The 20,582-nt window shown below is 57.9% G+C and carries 19 protein-coding genes; 6 read left to right on the plus strand and 13 right to left on the minus strand.

Going from position 1 to position 20,582, the window contains the following annotated elements; translation table 11 throughout:
* Positions 1–3: 3 nt before the first annotated feature.
* The 5 genes from GOW56_RS19205 to GOW56_RS19225 all read right to left on the minus strand — a co-directional run bounded on the left by GOW56_RS19205 (position 4) and on the right by GOW56_RS19225 (position 3,210).
* Positions 4–309, minus strand: a complete 306-nt coding sequence (locus tag GOW56_RS19205; protein WP_171170548.1) for a hypothetical protein — start codon at positions 307–309, stop codon at positions 4–6.
* 59 nt (positions 310–368) lie between these two features.
* Entirely contained in the window at positions 369–851 is a 483-nt protein-coding gene (gene nusB, locus GOW56_RS19210; protein WP_171119535.1) for a transcription antitermination factor NusB, read from the minus strand.
* Positions 848–1,399 carry a 6,7-dimethyl-8-ribityllumazine synthase gene (locus GOW56_RS19215; protein WP_171206893.1) on the minus strand — a complete coding sequence of 184 codons (552 nt, stop codon included), beginning with the start codon at positions 1,397–1,399 and terminating at the stop codon, positions 848–850. The genes nusB and GOW56_RS19215 overlap by 4 nt, the downstream gene beginning before the upstream one ends.
* Positions 1,400–1,401: 2 nt before the next feature.
* Entirely contained in the window at positions 1,402–2,523 is a 1,122-nt protein-coding gene (ribB, locus tag GOW56_RS19220; RefSeq protein ID WP_171206894.1) for a 3,4-dihydroxy-2-butanone-4-phosphate synthase, read from the minus strand.
* Between the two features lie 99 nt (positions 2,524–2,622).
* Positions 2,623–3,210: a riboflavin synthase gene (locus tag GOW56_RS19225; protein WP_171206895.1), complete on the minus strand. Its 588-nt coding sequence runs from the start codon at positions 3,208–3,210 to the stop codon at positions 2,623–2,625.
* A 141-nt stretch (positions 3,211–3,351) separates the two neighbouring features.
* Here GOW56_RS19225 and GOW56_RS19235 point away from each other — a divergent pair, with 141 nt between their 5' ends.
* Genes GOW56_RS19235 through GOW56_RS19245 form a run of 3 tightly spaced genes read left to right on the plus strand, consistent with a single transcriptional unit; the run spans position 3,352 to position 7,868 of the window.
* Positions 3,352–4,677, plus strand: coding sequence for a capsule biosynthesis protein (locus tag GOW56_RS19235; protein WP_171206896.1), 1,326 nt, complete (start codon positions 3,352–3,354; stop codon positions 4,675–4,677).
* Positions 4,678–4,730: 53 nt separating this feature from the next.
* A complete protein-coding gene (locus tag GOW56_RS19240) occupies positions 4,731–5,864 on the plus strand; it encodes a polysaccharide biosynthesis/export family protein (RefSeq protein WP_152457552.1) in 1,134 nt (377 codons plus the stop codon).
* 3 nt (positions 5,865–5,867) lie between these two features.
* Positions 5,868–7,868, plus strand: coding sequence for a capsular polysaccharide biosynthesis protein (locus GOW56_RS19245; RefSeq protein ID WP_171206897.1), 2,001 nt, complete (start codon positions 5,868–5,870; stop codon positions 7,866–7,868).
* A 2-nt stretch (positions 7,869–7,870) separates the two neighbouring features.
* Here GOW56_RS19245 and ribD read toward each other — a convergent pair whose 3' ends face one another.
* The 4 genes from ribD to GOW56_RS19265 all read right to left on the minus strand — a co-directional run bounded on the left by ribD (position 7,871) and on the right by GOW56_RS19265 (position 10,398).
* Positions 7,871–8,971, minus strand: coding sequence for a bifunctional diaminohydroxyphosphoribosylaminopyrimidine deaminase/5-amino-6-(5-phosphoribosylamino)uracil reductase RibD (gene ribD, locus GOW56_RS19250; protein WP_171206898.1), 1,101 nt, complete (start codon positions 8,969–8,971; stop codon positions 7,871–7,873).
* Positions 8,968–9,438: a transcriptional regulator NrdR gene (nrdR, locus tag GOW56_RS19255; protein ID WP_117869416.1), complete on the minus strand. Its 471-nt coding sequence runs from the start codon at positions 9,436–9,438 to the stop codon at positions 8,968–8,970. The genes ribD and nrdR overlap by 4 nt, the downstream gene beginning before the upstream one ends.
* A 120-nt stretch (positions 9,439–9,558) precedes the next feature.
* Positions 9,559–9,972 carry a secondary thiamine-phosphate synthase enzyme YjbQ gene (locus tag GOW56_RS19260; protein WP_171206899.1) on the minus strand — a complete coding sequence of 138 codons (414 nt, stop codon included), beginning with the start codon at positions 9,970–9,972 and terminating at the stop codon, positions 9,559–9,561.
* Positions 9,973–9,993: 21 nt separating this feature from the next.
* On the minus strand, positions 9,994–10,398 hold the full coding sequence (locus GOW56_RS19265; protein ID WP_171206900.1) for a hypothetical protein: 405 nt from the start codon (positions 10,396–10,398) through the stop codon (positions 9,994–9,996).
* 459 nt (positions 10,399–10,857) lie between these two features.
* On the opposite strand from GOW56_RS19265, the gene GOW56_RS19270 reads away from it, so the two are divergent.
* Complete coding sequence (locus GOW56_RS19270; protein WP_171206901.1) at positions 10,858–11,898, plus strand: AraC family transcriptional regulator; 1,041 nt, start codon at positions 10,858–10,860, stop codon at positions 11,896–11,898.
* A 161-nt stretch (positions 11,899–12,059) separates the two neighbouring features.
* Here GOW56_RS19270 and rpoD read toward each other — a convergent pair whose 3' ends face one another.
* The 4 genes from rpoD to GOW56_RS19290 all read right to left on the minus strand — a co-directional run bounded on the left by rpoD (position 12,060) and on the right by GOW56_RS19290 (position 18,035).
* Positions 12,060–14,048, minus strand: coding sequence for an RNA polymerase sigma factor RpoD (gene rpoD / locus GOW56_RS19275; RefSeq protein ID WP_170346534.1), 1,989 nt, complete (start codon positions 14,046–14,048; stop codon positions 12,060–12,062).
* A gap of 113 nt (positions 14,049–14,161) precedes the next feature.
* Positions 14,162–16,108, minus strand: a complete 1,947-nt coding sequence (dnaG, locus tag GOW56_RS19280; protein ID WP_171206902.1) for a DNA primase — start codon at positions 16,106–16,108, stop codon at positions 14,162–14,164.
* Between the two features lie 80 nt (positions 16,109–16,188).
* Complete coding sequence (locus tag GOW56_RS19285) at positions 16,189–16,485, minus strand: hypothetical protein (protein ID WP_171206903.1); 297 nt, start codon at positions 16,483–16,485, stop codon at positions 16,189–16,191.
* Between the two features lie 119 nt (positions 16,486–16,604).
* A complete protein-coding gene (locus GOW56_RS19290; RefSeq protein ID WP_152457543.1) occupies positions 16,605–18,035 on the minus strand; it encodes a Glu/Leu/Phe/Val dehydrogenase in 1,431 nt (476 codons plus the stop codon).
* A gap of 390 nt (positions 18,036–18,425) precedes the next feature.
* On the opposite strand from GOW56_RS19290, the gene GOW56_RS19295 reads away from it, so the two are divergent.
* Positions 18,426–20,054, plus strand: a complete 1,629-nt coding sequence (locus tag GOW56_RS19295) for a Tad domain-containing protein (RefSeq protein WP_253282461.1) — start codon at positions 18,426–18,428, stop codon at positions 20,052–20,054.
* A complete protein-coding gene (locus tag GOW56_RS19300) occupies positions 20,051–20,581 on the plus strand; it encodes a TadE/TadG family type IV pilus assembly protein (protein ID WP_171119523.1) in 531 nt (176 codons plus the stop codon). The genes GOW56_RS19295 and GOW56_RS19300 overlap by 4 nt, the downstream gene beginning before the upstream one ends.
* Position 20,582 lies beyond the last annotated feature (1 nt).

The raw sequence follows: 20,582 nt of genomic DNA on the forward strand, positions 1-20,582 counted from the left end.
ATATCAGCGCCCTGCGTGGGCTTCCTGTTTCACGGTTGCCGGCTCGAAGCTGTGTGCGACCGGTGTTCCCCGACGCGGCCCCTGCGGCTTTTCCGCCATGCTCATGATCTTGTACGCGAACTGAACGCCGGCAAAGACGATGCCGTTCATGAACCAGATCATCACCAACGCTATCAGGCCGATTTCCGACCCGGTGATCAGATGCCGAAGGTTCGCGACGTTCAGCGCCAAGAGCACCCCGACAAACACGGCCGAAATGACAAAACCCCAGGCGACTTGCGTGATATACAGGCGGATCAGTTTGGGCATGGCGAACCTCCTTGCGCTTCGAAAACAATGCTAGCGCATGTCTGGTTCAGGTAAACGTGTCAGAACGCCTCGGGCTGGGCCTCGCGCGCCATGTGATCCAGCACGGCATTGACGAATTTTGGTTCCTTACCCTCAGGGAAAAATGCACGTGCCACATCGACAAACTCGGTGATCACCACCTTGGGCGGTGTGCCGCTTTGGGTCAGTTCCGCACCCGCCGCGCGAAACAGCGCGCGCAGGGTCGGGTCGATGCGCGCGATCGGCCATTTCGCCACCAGCGCGCGGTCGGTCATCTGGTCGATCGGCGCCTGATAGTTCACCGCGTCATCCACCAGCTTGCGGAACAGCGTGCTGTCGCCCTCGAGCATCTCGTCGCCCTCGTAGACCGCGCCGAACCGGTGGTCCAGAAACTCGTTGACCACCTGCTCGGTCGTCTGGCCCGACTGTTCCATCTGGAACAGCGCCTGCACGGCATAAAGCCGCGCTGCGGATTTCATCAGGCGTTTCCGGTTTGCCGGTTTCGGCGTGTCTGTCTGGGTCATGCTGTCGTTGATCCGTTGCTGTCGCCCGCCACCAGGATGGACTCGGACGGCGGCTTGAATCCGACGCCCTTTTTCGAAGCGCCCCACTTACGGCTGAGCGCGATCAGATGCAAGGCCGCAGCGGCCGCGCCGCCCCCTTTATTCATCTTTTCGGGGTTGGCGCGGACTTCGGCCTGCTCGTCATTCTCGACCGTCAGGATGCCGTTGCCGATGCACAGCCCCTGTAGGCCCAGCAGCTGGATCGCGCGGCTGGAGTCGTTGCAGACGGTTTCGTAATGCGTGGTCTCACCGCGGATGACGCAGCCAAGCGCGACATAGCCGTCAAAGTTGCACTGTCGGTCGGCCATGGCGATGGCCGTGGGAATTTCCAGCGCGCCGGGCACTTCGACCACTTCGCAGGTGCCGCCAGCCGCTTCGATCTCGGCCGTGGCACCCGCAATCAGGTTGTCGGCGATCGAGCGGTAGAACGGAGCCGCCACGATCAGCAGTTTCACCGGCTTGTCGAAGCTGGGTGTCGGCAGAATTCCGTGTTTGTCTTGTTCAGCCATGTTCAGTCTTCCTTCAGAATCGAGCGGGTGCCGACGATGGACAGGCCAAACGCGTCCAGCCCAAGATACACCGTTTCAGGAGAGTCGGTCAGAAGCACCAGTTCCTGAATCCCCATCTTAGACAGGATCTGCGCCCCCAGACCGGTTTGCTTGATGGTGCGCGGGCCTTCATCTTCGACCGCATACAACGAGTTGCGCGGCTGGCGGAACAGGCAGACCACGCCGCGGCCCTCTTCGGCGATCTTTTCCATCGCGCGCGGCAACTCGCGCGATGATTTCGGACCAAGCCCCAGGATATCCGGCGCTTCGTGCAGGGCGTGCGTGCGCGTCAGAACGGGCTCGGGCGTGGTGATGTCACCTTTGATCATGACAACATGTTCAATGCCGTGGGTCTGATCGGTGAAGATCCGCATTTCCCACTCACCGCCGTATTCCGAGGTGACTGTTTGACGAGAAGTCTCGACAACCAGATTGTCATTGCGCGACCGATAGCTGATCAGATCGCTGATCGTGCCGATTTTCATGTTGTGCTTTTTGGCGAACTCGACCAGATCCGGCAGGCGCGCCATGGTTCCGTCTTCATTCATGATCTCGCAGATCACGCCTGACGGGTTCAGCCCGGCAAGACGCGAGATATCCACGGCGGCCTCGGTATGGCCTGCGCGCACCAGCACCCCGCCCCGCTTTGCCCGCAACGGAAAGACATGGCCTGGGGTGGCGATATGCGCCATCGTATTCTGTTCATTTATTGCGGTCGCCACGGTCAGCGCCCGGTCGGCGGCTGAAATCCCGGTGCTGACACCTTCGCGCGCCTCAATCGATACGGTGAAAGCCGTCTCGTGCCGGGACGAGTTGTTCACGGCCATCATCGGCAGCCCCAGCGCATCTATCCGTTCCGCCGTCATCGGCAAACAGATCAGACCGCGCCCGTGGGTGGCCATGAAGTTGATCGCCTCGGCATCCGCAAACTCGGCCGGAATCACCAGATCGCCTTCGTTTTCACGATCTTCGTGATCGACCAGAATGTACATCCGGCCTGCGCGCGCTTCTTCGATGATTTCTTCGATCGGGCTGATCGCGTCACGCAACTGGGCCTCGACCGGTCCGGGGGTTTCAAAGCTCATGGGGCAGCCTTTCACATGGCAGGTTTGCTCGGCGGAATAGACCACTGAGGGCGCAAAGACCAGTCCACAAACGGCGCAGGTGCTTTCCGACGCGACGTATCAGGACATCTCGGCCAGACGCGCGACGTACCGGGCCAGCGTATCGATCTCAAGATTGACGTGATCGCCCACACCCACATCGCCCCAGGTCGTGACTTCCTTGGTGTGAGGGATGAAATTGATGCCAAACTCGCAATCATTCACGTCATTGACCGTCAGCGATGTCCCGTTCAACGCAACCGACCCTTTGGGCGCTATGAACCGGGCCAGTTCCTTCGGTGCGCGCAAGGTGACACGCGTGCTGTCGCCTTCATCCTCGACCGCGACCACTTCGGCCACACCATCCACATGACCCGAAACGATGTGACCGCCCAGTTCATCACCGACTTTCAGCGCTCGCTCCAGATTGACGCGTTTTCCGACGGCCCAGGTGTCAAGATTGGTCTTCGAAACCGTCTCGGCGCTGATCTGAACATCATACCAATCGTCGCCCAGCGCGATCACCGTCAGGCACACACCATCACTGGCAATCGAGGCTCCGATATCGATACCGGCCGTGTCATAGGCCGTCTTGATCCGGGCGCGCAGATCCCCCTGCTGTTCCAGCTCGGTGACGGTGCCGATGTCGGTGACGATCCCTGTGAACATTCCGTTAACCCTCAGTTCCTAACCTGTGCCTGCTATTCACCGTCGAGGTAAGCCCAATGGGCCGCGCGGGCAAGCCCCGCCTTGCCGTACAAGACCCAAACGGGCATAGTTTCGGCAACAAATACCAAAAGAGCCGTCCAGATGCCGCAAATGCCTTCAGGCTCAGACAAACGGGTCTTCCTGTTTCTTCAGGGACCTCACGGGCCGTTTTTCTCGACACTCGGGCGGATGTTGCGTGCCACGGGGGCACAGGTCTGGCGGGTTGGGTTCAATGCGGGGGATCAGGCGTTCTGGTTCGACAAGGCAAGTTTCATCGCATTCCGGAACAGGCCCGACGATTGGCCCGAGACATTGAACAGGTTGATTGCCGACAAGGGCGTCACGGATATCGTTCTTTATGGCGACACGAGACCGGTCCACGCCCGCGCAGTTGAGATTGCGAAGTCTCAAGGGCTGACAATTCACGTTTTCGAAGAAGGTTACCTGCGGCCTTGGTGGGTTACGTACGAGCGGAACGGGTCAAACGGGCACTCGCGCCTGATGTCACTGAATGTCGACCAGATGCGGCAGGCTCTGGCCCGGTCGGACAGCAAAACGCCCCCGCCACCATCGCATTGGGGGGATATGCGGCAACACATATTCTACGGCGCCCTCTATCATTGGTTCGTCATGTTCCTGAACAAGGGATACCGCAATTTCCGGCCTCATCGTGATCTGTCGGTTTCACAGGAATTCCGGTTGTATTTCAAACGCCTGATGCTGATGCCTGTTCATCGCCTGCAACGCAGCATTGCCACGGCGCGCGTCAGATGGGGGGGCTTCCCCTATCACCTCGTGTTGCTGCAACTGGGGCATGACAGTTCGGTTCAGGCCCATTCCGAATTCTCTTGCATGTCCGATTTTCTGGAACTGGTCATCGCAGGATTCGCGCAAGGCGCACCGGCGCATCACAGGCTGGTTGTAAAAGAGCACCCTTTGGAAAACCACCGTGAACCATTGCACCTTCGCGCCATGGAGATTGCCAGGAAACACGGGGTGCAGAACCGTGTTCACTATGTCCCCGGCGGAAAACTGGCAGGTTTGCTGGATGAGGCGAACTCGGCCGTCACCGTGAATTCCACTGCGGGGCAGCAGGTCTTGTGGCGGGGTATTCCGCTGCGTATTTTCGGACGTTCGGTTTATGACAAGACCGACTTCGTATCAAAGCAGTCGATCGCCGCATTTTTTGCCGAACCAGACGCGCCGGATGTCGACGCCTATCGCTGTTACCGGCAATTCCTGCTGGAAACCAGCCAGGTTCCGGGCGGGTTTTATTCCCGGCGCGGCAGGCGGCAGTTGCTGCGCCGCGCCGTGGACATGATGCTCAGCAGCAGTGACCCTTATCAGGCCCTTCTGAACAAGAACGAGGCACCGACGCCACAGTTGAAAATCGTCGAGCAATTCGGGCGCCCTGTGACTGGAAGTTGAGCTGCTTCTTGGCTAATCTTCCCGCAACAACAAAAGACTGAGGATATCCGGCAGTGCAATTCTCTCCTAAGCGATGGATGCGGGGGGTTTCCCTTGTGGCCGCAATCGGCTTGATGGCGGCCTGCCAACTTCCGAAATCCGGGCCGAACAAGACCGAAATTCTGGCGGGCGCAGTCCAGAATGGCGGCAACGCGTTTGTCGTCGAAGTCGATGACCGCGTGACACGCCTTGCATCCGCCGTGCCTCAGTTTGGCTTTTCGTCCTCGTTCAGCAGCGCCCAGGCCTTGACCGCCGACACTGTCCGCCCCGGTGACGTGCTGGGCCTGACCATATGGGAAAACGTGGACGACGGGTTGCTGTCCGGCGAAACCGGTGCGGCGACCATTCTGGACGAAGTTCAGGTCGACAGCGATGGTTTCATTTTCGTCCCCTATGCGGGTCGGATTCGGGCCGCGGGCAACACGCCCGAACAGCTTCGCGTTTTGATTACGAACAAGCTGCGGGAACAGACACCCGACCCACAGATCGAAGTGCGGCGTGTTGCGGGTGACGGTTCCACCGTCTCGCTGACGGGTACAGTCGCAACCCCCGGCATCTATCCGATCGAACGCCCAACCCGTTCCCTGCTTGGCATGCTGTCCAAGGCGGGCGGGGTCTCAGTAGCGTCGGATATCGCACTGGTGACATTGATCCGAGGGGATCAAAAGGGCACCGTCTGGTACGAAGATCTTTTCCGCAACCCGAAACTGGACGTCGCTTTGCGTGGCGGCGACCGCATTTTGGTGGAAGAAGACAGCAGATCATACATAGCTCTCGGCGCGACCGGGGGTCAGTCTCGCGTGGCCTTTGACAGTCAGGACCTTACCGCCTTGGAAGCACTGGCTCAGGTCGGTGGTCTGCTAACACTGTCCTCTGATCCAACCGGCATTTTCATTCTGCGAAAAGAGCGTCAGGACATCGCGCGCAGCATCACCGGACGCGCCGACCTGAAGGGGGATCAACGCATGATCTACCTGCTGAACCTGACGGCCCCCAACGGCCTGTTCATCGCGCGGGATTTCGTGATCCGCGACGATGATACGATTTATGTGACCGAAGCACCCTATGCACAGTGGAGCAAATCGATCTCGCTGATCGCTGGTGGTCTGACCCCCATCGCAAACGTCGCCACGCTGACCGGCAACTGATGCATGGTACCTGATCCGGACAGCGCAGCCGGGGCCGAGCGCACCCGGCTGTTCGTCTACAACGGCGGGTTTCTTACGCAAAAACGCCTGAGACGGATTCTGACGCTTGCCGGATATGACATTCGTCTGGGTCTTCCCAATGATGGCGATTGCGTGGGCATATGGGGCAACAGCCCGACCGCGTATCGGGGCCTGCGCATCGCCGAAAAACACCGTGCACCCGTTCTGCGGGTCGAGGATGCCTTTCTCAGGTCTCTGCACCCGGGGCGCGCCGGTGAACCGCCCTTGGGTCTTTTGCTGGACCGTTCAGGCCCGCATTTCGATGCGGCAGAACCTTCCGACCTTGAGAAGCTGCTGAACAGTGACCCCTTGGACGACACCGCGCTGCTGAACCGCGCACGCGCGGCGGTGGAGCGGGTCAGGGAATTGCACCTCAGCAAGTATTCCGCGTTTGACCCCGATCTTGCCGCACCTGACCCCGGCTATGTACTGATCATCGACCAGACGGTTGGCGATGCCGCCGTCTCGGCAAGCGGTGCCGATCGTGCCCGTTTTCTTGAAATGCTCGTGGTCGCGCAGGAGGAAAACCCAGGCGCGCGCATTCTGATCAAGACACATCCAGAAACGATGGCAGGTCATCGTCAGGGGCATTTGATCGATCAGGACCTGTCAGACCGGGTCACGTGGTTTGACAAATCGATCAGCCCCTGGCCCCTGCTTGAGGGTGCCGTTGCGGTTTATACCGTTTCCTCGCAGCTGGGCTTTGAAGCAATCCTGGCCGGTCACAAACCGCGCGTTTTCGGCCAACCGTTCTATGCCGGCTGGGGCCTGACTCAGGATGAATTCCCAGTCCAACGCCGACAGCGCAACCTGACCCGCGCGCAACTGTTCGCGGCCGCGATGCTGCTTTACCCGACCTGGTACGACCCCTTTCGCGATCAGCTCTGCGAACTGGAAACGGTTCTGGACATTTTGGAGGCGCAGACCCGCGCATGGCGGCAGGACAGGCGCGGTTGGACGGCTGCCGGTATGCGTCTGTGGAAACGCAGGCACATGCAACAGATTTTCGGGCGGCATGGCAAGTTGCGCTTTACGGCCACACAGCCTGATGCCTCGGATCGCCCGCACATGGTCTGGGCCAGTCAGGCGCGCGACAGCGAAGGGGCCGTTCGTGTGGAAGACGGTTTTTTGCGTTCCCGCGGACTTGGGGCTGCGCTTGTTCCCCCCCTATCCCTGGTAACCGACGAAATCGGCATCTACAATGACCCCACAAAGCCCAGCCAGTTGGAAAACCTGATCAGCGAGCGTGCAACATTGCGCCCGGATCAGGAATTGCGCGCTGAACGGCTTGTTGAGAGATTGCTGGCCGATGGTTTGAGCAAATACAACACAGGCCAATCCGCGCCTGTTCTGCCCCATGGGCACCGAATTCTGGTGCCCGGACAGGTTGAAGATGACGCCTCGATCCTGCTGGGCACCAACGCGGTGCGCAGCAATCTGGACTTGCTGAAAACGGCGCGCGAAGCCAACCCCGATGCAATCCTGATCTACAAACCGCACCCTGATGTCGAAGCCGGGTTGCGGGATGGCCAGATAGACGCAGAGTCACTTGCGGACCTTGTCGTGACCCGAACTGACCCAGCCTCGCTGCTGACGCAGGTGGACGAGGTTTGGACGATGACATCGCTATTGGGTTTCGAGGCATTGTTGCGCGGGGTGAAGGTCACGACCCTGGGCGCGCCCTTCTATGCGGGATGGGGTCTGACCACCGATCTGGATGCCGTCCCCGTCAGGCGAGGTGCACGGCCGTCGCTGATGGGTTTGGTGCACGCCACCTTGATTGACTATCCACGCTATTTCGATCCGATCACCAGACAACCCTGCCCTGTCGAAGTGGCTGTTGAACGCTTGGCGCTGGGGTATTCGGCACCGTCCGGTCCGTTCAACCGGTTTCTGTCAAAGCTTCAGGGCGTGTTCGCAACGCACGCTCATCTTTGGCGTTGACGTTATTCCGACGCTCTGCGCCAACGGTGCAATACATCCCCGCCGACCGCCTGCGTCTCGATCAATTCGAACCTGGGGGCGGCCTCCAGCGTTTCCAGACCTAGTGTCCCGACCGCGGCCAGGCCCTCGGCCCCGATGGTTAAGCCAGCAGTGAACCCGATCAGCTCGTCCACCAGATCTTCGGCCAGCAGCGAGGCCGCAAGCGCGGCCCCGCCTTCGCAGAAGACACTGGTCAAACCGGCCTGACCCAGTTGCTGAAGCAGATCCACCGCATCGATATGATGATCTTTCAACGCACAGGGGATCAGCTTTGCCCCCAATCCCTCCCACGCCTGTGCACGTTCGGCATCCGGGTGATGCGCATGGCAGAGCCAGACAGGTATCTTTGAGGCCGAGCGCGCCAGCTGGCCCATCAGAGGAATATCCATATGGCGGGACACCACGACGCGGACGGGTTGATGCTCAACGCCAAGATCCCGAACGGTCAGCGAGGGGTCGTCGGCGCGCGCCGTCCCTGCCCCGACCATAACCGCATCGTGACGTGCGCGCATGGCATGGACCACACGACGTGCCTGCGGTCCGGTGATCCATTGACTGTGCCCTGTCGAGGTTGCGATACGCCCGTCAAAACTGCTGGCCATCTTCAGCGTCACAAAAGGCCGGCCTTGTTCAGTCTTGAGGAAAAAGCCTTCCAGATCCCGTTCTGCCTGTTGCGCAAGAACGCCAGTTACAACGTCAATCCCCGCCTCGCGCAACATGGCAAAACCCTGCCCGGCCACGCGCGGATCGCTGTCTTCGACAGCGGCCACAACGCGGGAGACACCTGCCGCAATCAAGGCCTCGGCGCAGGGTGGCGTTTTGCCGTGATGGGCACAGGGTTCCAGAGTTACATAGGCGGTCGCACCACGCGCACCCTGCCCGGCCTGAGCCAAGGCTTCGGTCTCGGCATGAGGGCGGCCACCCGGCTGTGTCCAGCCCCGCCCAATGATCCGGTCATCACGAACGATGACACACCCCACAGCGGGGTTCGGCCAGCACGTCCCCTGACCGCGCCGCCCCAAAGACAGGGCAAGCGCCATGAATCGCTTATCTGTTTCGTTCACTCGTCAGTCGAAGGCTGCGGCGGGCGCAGTTCGTGGACGAACTCCTCGAAATCATCGGCCGCCTGGAAATTCTTGTACACACTCGCAAAGCGAACATAGGCGACAGTGTCGATCCGCGCCAGAGCTTCCATAACGATCTCACCGATCTTGTTGGACGGGATATCCGTATCGCCCATGCTTTCCAGACGGCGCACGATGCCCGAAATCATCTGATCGATCCGTTCGGGATCAACGGGGCGTTTCTGCATCGAGATACGGATCGAACGCTCCAGCTTGTCGCGATCGAAATCTTCGCGTTTACCATTGGTCTTTATGACAACCAGATCACGCAGTTGCACACGTTCGTAGGTCGTGAACCGTCCGCCACAGGCCGGACAGAACCGGCGTCGGCGGATTGCCACGTGGTCCTCTGCCGGGCGTGAATCTTTCACCTGAGTGTCGATATTTCCGCAAAACGGGCAGCGCATCCGCCGTCTCCTCGTCCCATGTTCGGCCTCTTTTTGTAAGCGCTGCGGCTTACTTATCCACAACTATAGGGCAGCCGCTAGGGTTTGGGTAGTCGGAAATTCAAACCGCTAAATAGTGGGTCAGGCCAAATACGCCGCAACCTTCCTTTGATGCGGCGCAGTGCGGTGTTCAAACAGGTAAATACCTTGCCATGTTCCAAGAACAGGCCGTCCCTGTGACACCGGGATCGTCAGCGAAACCGGCAAGAGCGCGGCCTTGATATGCGCAGGCATATCGTCCGGGCCTTCATAGGTGTGCCGCAGATAGGACATGGCAGGGTTGTCTGACGGTGGAACCAGCCGTTCGAAGAACGCCTGAAGATCTGTTTGAACTTCGGGGTCCGCGTTTTCCTGGATCAGCAATGAGCAGGAAGTGTGGCGAACGAACAGGGTCAAGACCCCATCTTTCGCCACCCGTTCAAGCCATTGCAGAACGTCGGACGTGAATTCGTACAGCCCCGGTCCATGGGTGTGCAAAACGAACTCGGTCTGCATCGTGACTATCCTGCGCGTTTGTCAGTCGTTGAAGAACGGTCGATAATTACACCGTGCATTCGCACCTTGTACAGATTCACTGTTGCCAGGCTGAAACCCGAACGAGACAAAGCTGCTTGGTTGCACATCAACCGTTTGAGGTTGCTTGATGGAAAACTGAACCGCTGTTCTGCGACCGGTTGTGACACTGGGCCCGTACCCCCGCAGCACGTAAATCCGGTCCGTCCAGCCCAATCCCAAGGTTCGGCGCGCAAAATCTGCGGCCGCGCACCAATAGCCTTCGGTACGCATGTCGCCGCGGGGGATGACCTCAAAATCAGTGGCGTTTATGGGTTCCGTTCGAAATCCGTTCCGTGCAGCATCTGCTGTCAATGGAACACTGAAGGCCAAGGCTGCCAGCGCGGCGAAAGTGTATGACTGTTTCATGGTAATTTCTTCCCTGATTGCTTGTTCCAAATAGTGACCTCTGAATAGGTTAGTCGAACTTCACCGCGTGCACAGGGTGCCTCACGATCAATTCAGCCCGTCTGGTACATAGCGTAATCCGGTGTGAGCCAGCCTTGACAGCGGATCAGCAGGCCCAAGCCCGGCGTCGCAATACAACGCGTCGCTTGCGGGAAAAAGAGCGTGCCGGGGAGCCCTGAGCAGAGATTGGTGATTTCTCCGAGGCTCTGACCTCATCCCCATAAAGGTCCCGACCCGGCAACAAAGCTGATTTGGACAGCCCCGCTCTGCACTTCATGCGCGTTCCGGTCAAAACCTTTCGAGAACTTGCCAACAAGTAGTACTCAAGTGCAAAATCCTGTCTGCCAATAGCCAAAGTCAAAAGAGGGATTCCCCTGGTAAACTGTTAGTGTATTTGAGAATGTAAGGTGTTGTACCACGATGGATGTAGATATCGACCGACTACATTTTTTGATCCAGGCACTGGATCGCCACGCCGGCAACAGCAAAGTATCCCAGCGGGTATTGAAACAGGCCGGGCTGCGTCAGCAGGATATCGCGCCCCCTGCCGCAGTCTACAGCGCACATAAAGAGGCTCTGTTCATCCGGCACGCCTGTGACGCCGTTGGTGACATCACATTTGCGGCACGCACTGGGCTCGAGGTCACGTCGGCCTCGACCGTGACGGGGTATATCAGTAAATACTCCCGCGATTTGAGGCAGGTGATGGAAAACCTATCCCGTTTTCACGGCATCATCGATCCGGCCATCGGGCTCAGCTTCCGTGTTGCCGGTAACTTCGCGGCCCTTGAGGCCGATTGGAAAGACGCCAGCTTTGCCCGCTATCATCGGCGCACGGAATTCCTGTTGTTCGCTGCGCTGGCCAGGATGAGAAACCTCACGCAGGTGAAGTTGCACCCGATCGAGATGCGCTTTCAGCACAAAGTTGGAAGCCACGCCAAAACCTACGAAAAGCTGGCAGGCTGCCCGGTGGTTTTCAGCGCTGAAAAGATTGAGATCATTCTGCCGCTATCTGCGCTGGAATTGAAAGTGCCGACCTATGATCCCAAGCTGCGTGAGCATTTGTTGGAATACGGTGAACGTCTGCTGGCCGAAAAACCACCCCCCAAGCACCAGACCCGCGCCCGCGTCGAAGGGCTGATCACCCGATCCCTGCCCGGCACAATCCTGCAAGCCGAAGATGCGGCGGCTGATCTGGGGATGAGCCTCAGAACCTTCAGCCGACGTCTCAAGGATGAAGGCACAAGCTATCGCGATATTGTAGACGATCTAAGGTGTGATCTGGCCCAGACTTTCATCACAAATGGCATGACTCTGTCTGAAATCTCATATGCGCTGGGGTATGCCGATCAGGCGGCTTTTTCGACCGCCTTCAAACGGTGGACAGGTCAGCCGCCCAGCGCCTTCAAAACCCGAGTGGAACATCCCATTCGGACAGCTGGCCGGGGGTCATCAGCCTGAAAAGCCTCGCCCCGGCCTGTCCCATGAGTGGACAAGACCGATATAGAAAGGCACACCGCCCCGGCCTTGTGCATTCGCGCCAACGTGATGCGAGAACCAGCCAATGTGAACGAAAAAAGGCGCCTCTGACGGGGCGCCTTTGTTCTGATAGATCTTTGTTCTTATTGATCCAGGAAAGACCGGAGTTTTCGTGAACGGCTGGGATGCTTCAGCTTCCGCAGCGCCTTGGCCTCGATCTGACGGATCCGTTCGCGGGTCACGCTGAACTGCTGGCCCACCTCTTCCAGAGTGTGATCGGTGTTCATGCCGATGCCGAAGCGCATCCGCAGAACCCGTTCCTCGCGCGGGGTGAGCGAGGCCAGAACCCGTGTGGTGGTTTCCTTGAGGTTTTCCTGAATGGCGCTGTCCAGAGGCAGCACGGCATTCTTGTCCTCGATGAAATCGCCCAGCTGGCTGTCTTCCTCGTCGCCGATCGGCGTCTCCAGAGAAATCGGCTCTTTGGCGATCTTCATCACCTTGCGCACTTTCTCGAGCGGCATCTGCAACTTTTCGGCCAGCTCTTCCGGCGTCGGCTCGCGGCCGATTTCATGCAGCATCTGACGGCCCGTGCGCACCAGCTTGTTGATCGTTTCGATCATGTGAACCGGAATACGGATCGTGCGGGCCTGATCCGCGATCGAGCGGGTGATCGCCTGACGGATCCACCAGGTCGCATAGGTCGAGAACTTGTAGCCACGACGGTATTCGAACTTGTCCACCGCCTTCATCAGGCCGATGTTGCCTTCCTGAATAAGATCAAGGAATTGCAGGCCGCGGTTGGTGTACTTTTTGGCGATCGAGATCACCAGGCGCAAGTTGGCTTCGACCATTTCCTTCTTGGCCTGCCGCGCCTCTTTCTCGCCTTTCTGAACCTGCTGCACGATGCGGCGGAATTCCGAGATATCCAGACCGACATATTGGCCGACCTGAGCCATATCGTTGCGCAGTTCTTCGACCTTCGCGGTCGAGCGTTCGATGAACATCTGCCATCCCCGGCCCGGCTTTTCGGCCATCTCGGCCAGCCAGTTCGGATCCAGTTCACGGCCCCGGTAAGCTTCGATGAACTCGCGGCGGTTGATACGTGCCTGATCGGCCAGCTTGACCATCGCGCTGTCCAGAGACATGACACGGCGGTTGATGCCGTAAAGCTGGTCGATCAGCGCCTCGATCCGGTTGTTGTGCAGGTGAAGACCATTCACCAGCTCGACGATCTCGGCCCGCAACTTCTGATAAGTAGCCTCGTCTTTTTCGCTGAAAGTGCCGTCTTCGTTCAGCGTGGCCGAAATCCGGCTGTCCTGCATTTCTGACAGCATCGAAAAGTCGGTCGAGATACGTTCCAACGTGGTCAGGACCTGATCCTTCAGCGCCGCTTCCATCGCGGCCAGCGACATGTTGGCTTGGTCGTCGTCATCGTCATCGTCGTCGTTGTTCAGCGGGTTGCCATCCGCATCCAGCTCGGGGCCGGTATCCTTGGCTGGCTTGTTCGCCTGCACCGCCGTCGTATCAACGACCGGCTCATCAACGTCGCCGTCTTCGTCCAACTGGTTGCCGAACGTGGTTTCCAGATCAATGACATCCCGCAGAAGAATGTCTTCGGACAACAATTCGTCATGCCAGATGGTGATCGCCTGGAAGGTCAGCGGGCTTTCACACAGGCCCGCAATCATCGTGTTGCGACCGGCTTCGATCCGCTTGGCGATTGCGATCTCACCCTCTCGGCTCAGCAGTTCGACCGACCCCATCTCACGCAGATACATGCGCACGGGATCGTCGGTGCGATCCAGCTTTTCAGTACCGGAACCGGCCAGTGCCACCTCACGGTTGCTTTCCGCGGCAACCAGTTCGGTCGAGCCCTTGTTCTCTTCTTCTTCGGCCTCTTCATCTTCGATGATGTTGATGCCCATCTCGGACAGCATCGACATTACGTCTTCGATCTGTTCCGAACTGACCTGATCAGGCGGCAACACCTGATTGAGCTGGTCGTAGGTGATGTAACCTTTCTCGCGAGCTTCGGCGATCATCTTCTTGACGTTCGCCTGGCTCATGTCCAGCGAGATTTCCTGTTCCTGCTCGTCGGATTTGCGGTCTTCGTTCGTATCCTTGGCGGCCATTCAATGCTCCTGCAGGGATGGGTGATTCGTCTCAGCCGAATCATTAGCGCGTATAAGTGATTCGGCCACCCGTTTACCCGTTTTTCTTTTCCAGTGCCTTACGAAAACACCACTTATCGGCGTTTCCGCTCGAATTTGATGCCAGACATGATCGCCGCAAAAGCGTCTTTCTCGTCACGATTGATTCGCGCGCCATTGTCAGCAATGTCGAAAACGGCCCTATCCTCGTTCTGGCTTCGACTCGTGCGGTTGCGCTCTTCGGCGGCTTGCGCCAGCCGGTATGTCAGCGCCTCATCGGGCAGATCGGACAGTTCCTCCGCCGCTTCGGCAATCTCGGCATCCAACCCCCGGAGCGCTTTGATCTTTGCGAGTTCCTCGGCCAGTGTCATCTCGGCCTTTTCAACGTCGCCTGGCTTGGACACACAGGGGATGACTGCCACATGGCGAAGGGTCAGCAGGTTTTCAAGGGCGTCCGGCCCCATTGATGCGATAATGTGGTCTTTCAGGTTGTCCGGATCATCAATTGCGTGACGCAGGACAGCATCGCGCAACGCCGCGTAGTCAGGATTGTGACATTCCATTTCTTCCAACTGTTGCTCAAATTGGACAACAACCTTGGGATTCAGAATTGAAATCGCCAGAATAGCGGCTTCACGCAGCTGGATATCCGCGTTTTCCGAAGAGGCCAGAAACGAACTGCGCGCGCCCGGCGTCGCGGTCTGCTGCGGCTGCCATTTTCCCCGCGGTTGCCACGGACGGTTTTGAGGTTGTCGTCGGGGGCGGAACAGTTGCCAGCGCAGGTCTTTGATTTCCTGACCGTAATGCGAGCGGATCGAGGGATCTCGGATCAGCTTGATCTTGTCCCGCAGTGCCTTGTCCAGTGCTGCCTTGCGTTCCGGGCTGTCGAATACCTTTCCTTCGGTCTCGCGCTGCCACAGCAGTTTGACCATCGGCACGGCCCCTTCCAGAACGGCCTTCACGGCCCCTGCCCCTTCGGCGCGCAACAGATCGTCCGGGTCCTTGCCTTCGGGCATCAAGGCAAAACGCAGGGATTTTCCGGCCTCCAGCAGCGGCAGTGCCAGATCAACCGCCCGCATGGCCGCCCGCAGACCCGCGGCATCCCCGTCCAGCGCTATGATCGGTTCATCCGCGATCCGCCAGAGCAGTTGCAATTGATGTTCAGTAATGGCCGTTCCCAAAGGCGCAACCGACGCACCAAACCCCGCCTCGGCCAGCGCGATCACGTCCATATACCCTTCGGCCACGATCAGCGGCTGCCCTTTGCCCGCCGCCTGCCGCGCCGGACCTTGATTGTAAAGGCTGCGCCCCTTGTCGAACAACTCGGTCTCGGGCGAGTTCAGGTATTTCGCGTTGTCATTCGGATCCATCGCGCGGCCACCGAATGCAACGCAGCGCCCACGCGGATCACGGATCGGGAACATGATCCGGTTGCGGAATGTGTCATAGGGTTTTTTGCCTTTGTTTGAAGGCTTGGCCAGCCCGGCGCCGAGGATCAGCTCCTCTTGGATGCTCTTGCCGCGCAGGTGATCCCAAAGCGCCTGCCAACTGTCCGGCGCAAACCCGATCTCCCACCGATCCAGCGCGCTTTGATCCAAACCCCGACGCGACAGGTAATCCCGTGCCTCTGCCCCCGCCCCTGTTTTCAGCTGCAAGCGGAAAAACTGCACCGCCTGTTCCATCACATCGGCAAGCTGACTGCGGCGATCCTGCTTTTCCTGTGCTTTCGGATCCCGCGCAGGCATCGGCATGCCAGCCTCGCGGGCGAGGATTTCCACCGCTTCGATGAACGAAACATTTTCCGTTTCTTTCACAAAGCTGATTGCGTCGCCCTTGGCGTGACAGCCGAAGCAGTAATAAAACCCCTTCTGATCATCGACATGGAATGAGGCCGTCTTTTCGTGATGAAAAGGGCAAGGCGCCCACATGTCACCTTTGCCTTGATTGGATTTGCGCTGATCCCAAATCACCTTGCGCCCGACGACCTGAGACAGGCTCAGGCGGGTGCGCAGTTCATCCAGAAATCCTGGGGGCAGTGACATGAGTCAAACCTGACAGAAACAGGAAAGCGCGCCAAGGGGAAGGCGCGCGTTTGTCCACAGGGAAATGTCCGGGCTGTGGATTATTGTTGCAAACACAGCTCAAGCCAAGCGGCGCCCAGATCCTTTTTGCGCACGTCGCGCATCTTTTGTTCATAGACCCACGGCGTGATCAGCGGAATCGCGGCGTTGTAGTTCTCGGGCCATGTCGGGCCACTATCAGCCACGGCTTGCGCCACATCTCGTTCTTTCACGCGGTCCAGCCGCGCCCGTTGGATCGCTGCCACCACATCCGCCTGATACTTGCAGCTTTGTTCCTTAGTTTCCTGAGCGGCCAAAGGGGTGGCCAGCAGAGCCGCGACAATGGCTATACGCAACATGGAGGTCTCCGGGATTCGTTTCTCTGAGTGTCTACTATCCGTCAAACTAACGGGCCGCCATCGACATTCAAGCCACGGCGCGTACCGGCGGGGCGAAATGATCACCCCGCCCGCCTGCTTCAGAGCCCCTTGGCGCGATAGCTTTTGGCCACGCGGTCGATCGCCACGATATAGGCCGCAGTACGCAGGTCTTCGACATCGTCGCGGCTGTGCCACACTTCACGCATCGACTGGTAGGCAATACGCATCGTATCGTCGAGGCCCGAGCGCACCAGTTCAAGCTCATCAGCACCCTTGAGGTATTTTGCTTTGAAGTCCGGAGACATCGACCACGCGTCACCCAGATAACGGTCCAGCCGCTCCAGCTCGCTGACGATCAGTTCATGTCGCGCCTCTTCCTGCCGACGCTGCATCCGGCCGAAACGAATGTGGCTGAGGTTCTTGACCCATTCAAAATAAGACACCGTCACACCACCCGCGTTGGCATACATATCCGGGATGATAACGGTACCTTTCTTGCGAAGTATCTCATCCGCGCCAGCGGTGACCGGGCCGTTCGCTGCCTCGATGATCAAAGGTGCCTTGATCCGCTCGGCGTTGGAAAGGTTGATGACACCCTCAAGGGCAGCCGGGATCAAAATATCACACTCAGCCTCCAGAACGCTTGTGCCTTCCGCTGAATGAGTCGCGTCCGGATAATCCTTGACGCCGCCATGCTTGACGATCCACTGGCGGACGGCTTCGACGTCGATACCATCCGGGTTATAGAGCGCTCCGTCCCATTCAATGATACCTACAACGCGTGAACCGTCCTCCTCGCTCAGAAACTTCGCAGCGTGATAGCCCACATTGCCGAGCCCCTGCACCACAACACGCTTGCCGTCCAGCTTGCCCGACAGGCCTGCCGCCCTGACGTCTTCGGGGTGACGGAAAAATTCGCGCAGAGCGTACTGAATGCCACGTCCGGTGGCTTCAACCCGCCCAGCGATACCACCTGCGTTCAATGGCTTGCCGGTCACACAGGCCCGTGCATTGATGTCGGTGGTGTTCATCCGGGCGTATTGGTCAGCCATCCAGGCCATTTCGCGTTCGCCCGTTCCCATGTCGGGCGCGGGAACGTTTTGCGACGGGTTTATAAGATCCCGCTTTGCAAGTTCATAGGCAAAGCGTCGTGTGATTTGCTCCAGCTCGTGTTCTTCGTATTTCCGCGGATCAATGCAAAGCCCGCCTTTCGATCCGCCAAAAGGCGTTTCGACAAGAGCGCATTTGTACGTCATCAACGCAGCTAGCGCTTCGACCTCATCCTGGTTCACAGCAGTGGCATAGCGAATGCCGCCTTTGACCGGCTCCATATGTTCGGAATGGACGGACCTGTATCCGGTGAACGTATGGATCTCACCACGCAGACGCACACCGAACCGAACTGTATAGGTCGCGTTGCAAACCCGGATTTTCTGCTCCAGCCCCGGCGGCAGTTCCATCAGGGCGGCCGCCCTGTTGAACATCAGGTCAACACTCTCGCGAAAGCTTGGTTCTTGGATGCCGGTCATAAAATCCTCCGTACCGCTGGATGACGAAACGTCATGACGTTTTGTCGCACCACTCAAGTCTGGCTGCAATCAAACAATGCACTTTTTTTCATCACCTTCTTAACAGAGACTTGAGGACCTGATGGTGAGTCGCCCAATCCAGTCAATCGCTTAACTGATTGTCTTCATTTCATCGACAGACCAGGGGAAAACGTGAAAATTATACCCCTTGAGTGCGCAAAAAGGCCAAAACCAAGCCTTTTTCGCCCAATTCACGCCACGTTTGAAAATTAAATTTAACCGGAATTTCCTTTCTTTGGCGCACGACTTCTATGTGCGAGGCGGAGTCATCAAATGATAATTTTCTCGCTTCAGAACGACGGCTCGAAGCCGAAACACAAGATTTCCCAGTTGCGGCTGTTTGCCCGAAAAGAAGACGGCACTTTTACGATATTCACCCTGCTCATTTTAATCCTGATGCTGGCCATTACCGGCATGGCGATGGATCTGATGACGTACGAGCGCGACCGCGCCAGCCTGCAATCCACGCTGGACCGCGCGGTGCTTGCTGCAGCAGATCTTGACCAAAAGCTGCCACCCAAGGATGTTGTCGACGCCTATATGGAAAAGGCCGGGCTGGGCCATCTTGAGAAAACCGTGACCGTCACCGAAGGGTTTGGCTCCAGAAAAGTGGCCGCGACCGCCAATGCAGTCGTTCCGACGCGCTTCATGAGGTTCGGAAAAGTTACCGAACTGAATATGAAAGCGGCAAGCACTGCCATAGAGTCCATCGGTTCTGTTGAAATCTCGCTGGTTCTGGACATGTCCGGTTCCATGACAAGGTCTTCTGCGACCGCCGGAAAGTCGAAGATCGAAGTCTTGAGAACTGCGGCGAAGGGCTTTGTCACCAAAATGCTTGAGGAATCTGGTGAAACGAAGATTTCGATGTCGATTGTCCCCTATGCCACTCAAGTCAATGCCGGGCAGGACATTCTGGGTAAATTCACCAACGTGACCTCAGAGCACAACTATTCCCATTGCGTGAACTTTACTTCCGGACAATTCGGATCTGCGACGCTTAGCCCGAATACCTTCTATCAGCGTACTGGGCATTTCGATCCTTGGCGATACAATTCGGCAAACGTCAACGGCGTTTCAACCGATGGAGAACAGCCCCCGGCCTATTTCGTATGCCCTGTTCGCAGCGGCAGTGAAATTACAGCTGTCACCGACAATGTCCAATATCTGCACAACCGCATCGATGCCCTGACCGCAAGTGGCAACACATCTATCGACGTAGGCATGAAATGGGGTGTCGGCATGCTGGATCCGTCATTCCAGCCTGTGATCAATGCCTTGGCCACCGAAAACAAGGTTCCTGCAAAATTCGCTCTGCGCCCGGAATCTTATGACTCGGACGTGCTTAAGGTCGTAATCGTAATGACCGACGGGCAAAACACTTCGCAGTACATGTTGGACTCGTCCGCGCGTAGTGGCCTGACTGAAGTTTGGTTCAACCCTGACTATCAAAGACCCGACGGGAAAAAGGGTGAATATAGTATCCGCTATTCGACCAACCCGGATCGTTGGGTCTGGATGCAACATACAGAAGAAAACGGCAGCTATGTCACGGCAGGCCATCCTTTTGGGAATCCACCCAATGAAAACTCCTCTAACGAAGAGATTGGCACCGCCACTCGCCTGACCTATCCCGAGCTTTTTGCCCGAGCTTCGCTGTGGTGGAACGCCAAGAACAACTTCTATTGGCAAAGCAACCACGAGAATAACTGGTACTACGGCCTCAGAAAATCAGTGGGATCTTCCACAAAGAACGCGCGCACGACCAGCATCTGCGGCGCGGCCAAAGACAAGGGTGTCATCATCTATGGCATCGCTTTCGAGGCCCCCACCAGCGGCTTGAATACCATCAAGTCCTGCGCAAGCTCGGACAGCCATGTTCACAATGTAGCTGGATTGGATCTGGACAAGGCGTTTACTGCGATTGCTTCGTCCATCCGCAAATTGAGGCTGACGCAATGATCCGCAAATCACTGTCAAAACTCCGTACTTTCAAGCGATCCGAGTCCGGGAACGCGACGATCGAATTTGTCATGATCATTCCGTTTTTCCTGGCATTCATTGGTATTGGTGGAGAGATGTCTATAATCACCACCAAGCACGCCGCGCTGGAACGGGGAGTTGATCTGGTCGTTCGGGATATCCGTCTGGGCACAGGCACCAACTGGAGCCACGATGTAATCAAGGACCGGATTTGCGACATTTCCGGTATCAAGAATTGTAAAACCAACCTGCGGCTGCAAATGCTCCGCCAGAACGCATTCAATGGTATCGTACTTTCGGACGAAATACCCTGCACCGACAGTTCGGAAGACCCCAAACCAGTGCTCGACTTCAAAAGCGGGGCCTCAAACGAGTTGATGATTTTGCGGGCCTGCCTGCGTATCGATCCTGTTCTGGAAAGCTCGATCATCGCAAACACAGTGGTCGACGAAAGCGGCCACTATGCAGTGACCGCAACGACCGCATTCGTGCAGGAGCCACGGTAAA

The organism is Ruegeria sp. HKCCA0235A, from assembly GCF_013033235.1.
GTDB lineage: Bacteria > Pseudomonadota > Alphaproteobacteria > Rhodobacterales > Rhodobacteraceae > Ruegeria.

Coding starts and splice junctions, on each gene's coding strand:
- GOW56_RS19205 (WP_171170548.1), bottom strand. CDS start 309: ATGCCCAAACTGATCCGCCTGTATATCACGCAAGTCGCCTGGGGTTTT.
- nusB (WP_171119535.1), bottom strand. CDS start 851: ATGACCCAGACAGACACGCCGAAACCGGCAAACCGGAAACGCCTGATG.
- GOW56_RS19215 (WP_171206893.1), bottom strand. CDS start 1,399: ATGGCTGAACAAGACAAACACGGAATTCTGCCGACACCCAGCTTCGAC.
- ribB (WP_171206894.1), bottom strand. CDS start 2,523: ATGAGCTTTGAAACCCCCGGACCGGTCGAGGCCCAGTTGCGTGACGCG.
- GOW56_RS19225 (WP_171206895.1), bottom strand. CDS start 3,210: ATGTTCACAGGGATCGTCACCGACATCGGCACCGTCACCGAGCTGGAA.
- GOW56_RS19235 (WP_171206896.1), top strand. CDS start 3,352: ATGCCGCAAATGCCTTCAGGCTCAGACAAACGGGTCTTCCTGTTTCTT.
- GOW56_RS19245 (WP_171206897.1), top strand. CDS start 5,868: ATGGTACCTGATCCGGACAGCGCAGCCGGGGCCGAGCGCACCCGGCTG.
- nrdR (WP_117869416.1), bottom strand. CDS start 9,438: ATGCGCTGCCCGTTTTGCGGAAATATCGACACTCAGGTGAAAGATTCA.
- GOW56_RS19260 (WP_171206899.1), bottom strand. CDS start 9,972: ATGCAGACCGAGTTCGTTTTGCACACCCATGGACCGGGGCTGTACGAA.
- GOW56_RS19265 (WP_171206900.1), bottom strand. CDS start 10,398: ATGAAACAGTCATACACTTTCGCCGCGCTGGCAGCCTTGGCCTTCAGT.
- GOW56_RS19270 (WP_171206901.1), top strand. CDS start 10,858: ATGGATGTAGATATCGACCGACTACATTTTTTGATCCAGGCACTGGAT.
- rpoD (WP_170346534.1), bottom strand. CDS start 14,048: ATGGCCGCCAAGGATACGAACGAAGACCGCAAATCCGACGAGCAGGAA.
- dnaG (WP_171206902.1), bottom strand. CDS start 16,108: ATGTCACTGCCCCCAGGATTTCTGGATGAACTGCGCACCCGCCTGAGC.
- GOW56_RS19285 (WP_171206903.1), bottom strand. CDS start 16,485: ATGTTGCGTATAGCCATTGTCGCGGCTCTGCTGGCCACCCCTTTGGCC.
- GOW56_RS19290 (WP_152457543.1), bottom strand. CDS start 18,035: ATGACCGGCATCCAAGAACCAAGCTTTCGCGAGAGTGTTGACCTGATG.
- GOW56_RS19300 (WP_171119523.1), top strand. CDS start 20,051: ATGATCCGCAAATCACTGTCAAAACTCCGTACTTTCAAGCGATCCGAG.